Source organism: Trueperaceae bacterium, from assembly GCA_031581195.1.
Classification (GTDB): domain Bacteria; phylum Deinococcota; class Deinococci; order Deinococcales; family Trueperaceae; genus SLSQ01.
Genome location: JAVLCF010000156.1, coordinates 1 through 3,879, shown reverse-complemented (window position 1 = coordinate 3,879; position 3,879 = coordinate 1). Strand labels below are relative to the sequence as shown.

The 3,879-nt window shown below is 75.9% G+C and carries 3 protein-coding genes; 2 read left to right on the top strand and 1 reads right to left on the bottom strand.

What is annotated here, in order from left to right:
• Positions 1–993, bottom strand: a 993-nt coding sequence (locus RI554_10755) for a fibronectin type III domain-containing protein (protein MDR9392495.1), incomplete at its 3' end; no start/stop codon positions are given.
• A 589-nt stretch (positions 994–1,582) separates the two neighbouring features.
• Between RI554_10755 and RI554_10750 the strand changes: the two genes are divergently transcribed.
• Positions 1,583–2,473: an aldo/keto reductase gene (locus RI554_10750; protein ID MDR9392494.1), complete on the top strand. Its 891-nt coding sequence runs from the start codon at positions 1,583–1,585 to the stop codon at positions 2,471–2,473.
• A 93-nt stretch (positions 2,474–2,566) separates the two neighbouring features.
• On the top strand, positions 2,567–3,879 hold a 1,313-nt coding region (locus tag RI554_10745), incomplete at its 3' end, for a fibronectin type III domain-containing protein (GenBank protein MDR9392493.1).

Genomic DNA, 3,879 nt, shown 5'->3' with positions numbered 1-3,879 from the left:
GGGCGCGGGGGCCGTGGGCGTGGCGGTCGCGGGGGCGCTGGGTGCGCCGGACCCGGCTCGGTTGATGGCGCGTAGCGTGACGGTGTAGGTGGTGTCGTTGCGGAGTCCGGTGAGGGTGAGGGGAGGGGTGGAATCGGCGGGCGTGAGGGGGGTCCACGTCCCGGTGTGGCCGGGTGCGTCGGCCCGGTACGCGTAGTGGGTGATGGGCGCGCCGTTGTCGCTGGGAGGCGTGAAGGACACGGTGAGGCGTGCGTCTCCCGCCACGAGGGTGACGTTGCGGGGTGCGCCGGGCGTGGTGAAGGGCGTGGCCGTGATGGGCGCGCTGGCACGCCCCGCGCCGGCATCGTTGAGGGCGCGTAGGGCGACGTCGTACGTCACGCCGTTGCGGAGGCCCGTCACCGTGATGGGGGGCGTCGCGTCGCTCGGGGAGAGAGGCGTCCATGCGGCGTTCGCGTCGAGTGGATCGTCGAACGTATGGGCGTAGTTGCGGATGGCGGCGCCGTTGTCGTCGGGCGCGGCGAACGCGACGCGTAGCGTCGCGTCGCTCGGCGTGACCGTGAGGCGGGTGGGCGCGTCGGGCACGTCGGGGTCGAGGGTGATGGTGGTGGAGGCTTCGTCGGATTGGCGTTCGAGGGGTTCGCCGTTGCGTTGCAGGCGAACGTCGCACGTCGTGCCGGGGGGAAGGGGGGGGAGCATGCCGCGCGCGCGGGTGTAGAGGCGGTCGGCGTCGGCGCGTTCGAGGGGGATCCACGTCCCCGCCTCCGGGTGCGTTCGGAAGGCTTGCGCGTCGAGGGGTTGGTCGCAGATCGCGATGATCGTATCGCCTGTGAAGCGGCCCGTGACGCGGACGACGGGTCGGTCGTCGGTGGTGCGCACGTCGGCGCCGTCGATGCGGAGGGTCGTGGCGAGGTCGGGTCCGCGTTCGCAGCTCGCTGCGAGCGTGAGCAGGGCGACGAGGGCGAGCAGGAGGGGCGGGGGGCTGCGTCGGGGCATGCGACCACCTTTCGAGTCGGAGGGGGCGGACGCGCGAGCGGCGTACCGAAACGGAGGGGTCAGCGCGGGGGGGCGGCGCAGCGTCGTCGAGGGGCAGGGTTCGCGTGGCGGCGCCGTACGTACGGCATCCGGGGCGCCGTCGACGGCGATGGGCTCGACGGGATGCACGACGCACCCCGTTGCGTGGGGGGCCTCGTCCCGGTTCGAGGACCGCCCTCCACGGACGACGGTTCGCGCCGCGTCGAGCGCGCCGCGCGTGCGCGTCGACGCGGCAACGGCGGTGATCGACGTCTCTTCGGGTTCCGCGGTCACGAATACGCTCCCCTTCGCCGACGAGAACGGGGACTCGTCGCCCTCGCCGGTCCGTACGGAACAAGGTAGGGGCGAGGCTTCGTCGCCGTCGCGTCAGCATCGTCCGACACGACGGGCGGGTCGTTCCAACGTCGTCGCCGCGTGGGCGTGGGGTGGCCGGGGGCCGTCGTCGGGGGGCGGTGCGCCGTGACGATCGAGGGCCGCCGTCCGGGGGCGCCGCGATGGCCGGCGTTCGGGCGGCGCTGGCGCCCGGCGCGCACCTGGTAGCCTCCTCGGCATGAGCGAACCCGACGCGAACGCGAGCGGCACCTTTTCGATCGGTGGGGACCTTCCGGTCGCCCGCCTGGGCTTCGGAGCGATGCGGGTCACCGGTGACGGGGTGTGGGGCGATCCCGCCGACCCGGCCGAGGCGCGGCGGGTGCTGGCGCGCCTCCCGGAGCTCGGCGTGTCGTTGATCGACACCGCGGACGCCTACGGGCCGTTCGTCAGCGAGGACCTGCTGCGCGAGACGCTCCACCCGTACGACGGCCTGGTGGTGGCGACGAAGGGCGGCCTGACGCGGCACGGGCCGAACGTCTGGAAGCCGGTGGGGCGCCCGGAGTACCTGCGGCAGTGCGTCCTGATGAGCCTGCGTCGGTTGGACGTGGAGCGGATCGACCTGTGGCAACTGCACCGCGTCGATCCGGCGGTCCCGATGGACGAACAGTTCGGGGTGCTGCGCGACCTGCAGGCGGAGGGCCTGATCCGTCACGTGGGGCTCAGCCAGGTGGGCGTCGCGGAGATCGAGGCGGCGTCGCGCTGGTTCGAGGTGGCGACGGTGCAGAACCTGTACAACCTCACGCGCCGCGACAGCGAGGCCGTGCTGGAGCACTGCGAGCGCGAGGGCATCGGCTTCATCCCCTGGTACCCGCTCGCCGCGGGGGCGTTGGCCGCGCCGGGCACGGCGCTGGACGACGTCGCGGCGCGGCACGGCGTGCCGCACGCCGGCGTGGCGCTGGCGTGGTTGCTGCACAAGAGTCCGGTGATGCTGCCGATCCCGGGGACGGGGAAGGTCGCGCACCTCGAGGCGAACGTCGCGGCGGCGCACGTGACCTTGGGGGACGACGAGGTCGAGGCGCTCGACGCCGCCGGGCGCGCGGCGTGGGAGGCGGAGGTCGCGGCCGGCTGAGGACCGCCGGTCCGGGGCTCCGGGTCGGGTTCGGTTCGGCGGAGTGCGGCGCCCCCCTTGAACATCACGATGTGACGTCATACGGTGACGGTCATGCCGTCCTGGTTCCGTCGTCCCCCCATCCCACCGCTCGCCCTCCTCGCCCTCCTCGCCCTCGCCGCCTGTAGCCCGCCCTCCACCCCGATCGAGCCGCACCTCGACGCGCTCGGCCCCACCCGGGCGGCGCCCGGCACGCCGCTCGAGGCGCGCGGCACCTTCACCCCCGCGACCCACCTGGAGGTCTGCGAGACGCCGCTCGACGCGCCCCGGTTCGCGACCGAGGACGGTACCGTCGTCTCCGCCGCCGACGCCCCCGCGCCGAGCTACCCCCGCCTCCTCGGGCGGGTCCCCGCCCTCGCGCCGGAGCGCGTCTGCGCCGTCCGCCTCGTCGTCGACGGCGTGCCCCGCGAGCCCGTCGACGGCGTGCGCGTCACGATCGCGCCGCCCCCCACGGTCGCGCCCGGCGCGCCGACCGACCTCGTCGCGACCCCGCGCGACGGCGCCGCGCAGATCGCCTTCACGCCGGCGGGCGACGCCGTCACGAACCACGCCTACAGCCTCGACGACGGCGCGACGTGGACGCCGCTCGATCCGCCCGATGCGGCCCCGCCGGTGACGGTGCCGGGCCTCGCGAACGGCGTGCCGGTCACGATCCGCCTGCGCGCCGTGAACGCCGCGGGGCCGGGCGCCGCGTCGGCGCCGGTGACCGTCACCCCCGTCGGCCTCCCGGGGTCGCCCACCGACCTCGTCGTCTCGCCCGGCGACGCGCACCTCCGCGTCACCTTCACGCCCCCCGCATCGACCGGCACGTCGGTCACGAACTACGCCTACAGCCTCGACGACGGGGCGACGTGGACGCCGCTCGATCCGCCCGACGCGGCCCCGCCGGTGACGGTGTCCGGCCTGGACGTCGGGACGACGTACGCGCTGCGCCTGCGCGCCGTCACGCCGGCCGGGTCCGGCGCGGCGTCGGCGGTGGTGCGCGGCACGCCGCGCACGACGCCCGGCGCCCCGACCGCCCTCGCGGCGTGGCCCGAGGCGGCCGACGCGGACGCCGGCCTGCCGGCGCGCACGGTGCTGCGCTTCGACCCACCGGCCGACGGCGGCGCGCCGATCGTGCGCTACGAGGCCCGCCGCCGCCCCGCCGACGGCGGGGCGTGGACCGCCTGGAGCCCGGTCGACGGGCTCGCCGCGTCGCCGACCGGCCCCCGCGGGCGGCGCGTGGCGGTCACCGACGCGCTGCCCGATTGGGACGACCACGTCGTCGAGGTCCGCGCCGTCAACGCCGCCGGCCCCGGCCCCGCCGCGGCGGTCGACCCCGTCACCCGCGCGCTCGTCCTGCGCGGCACGATCTCGTCCGGGGACGT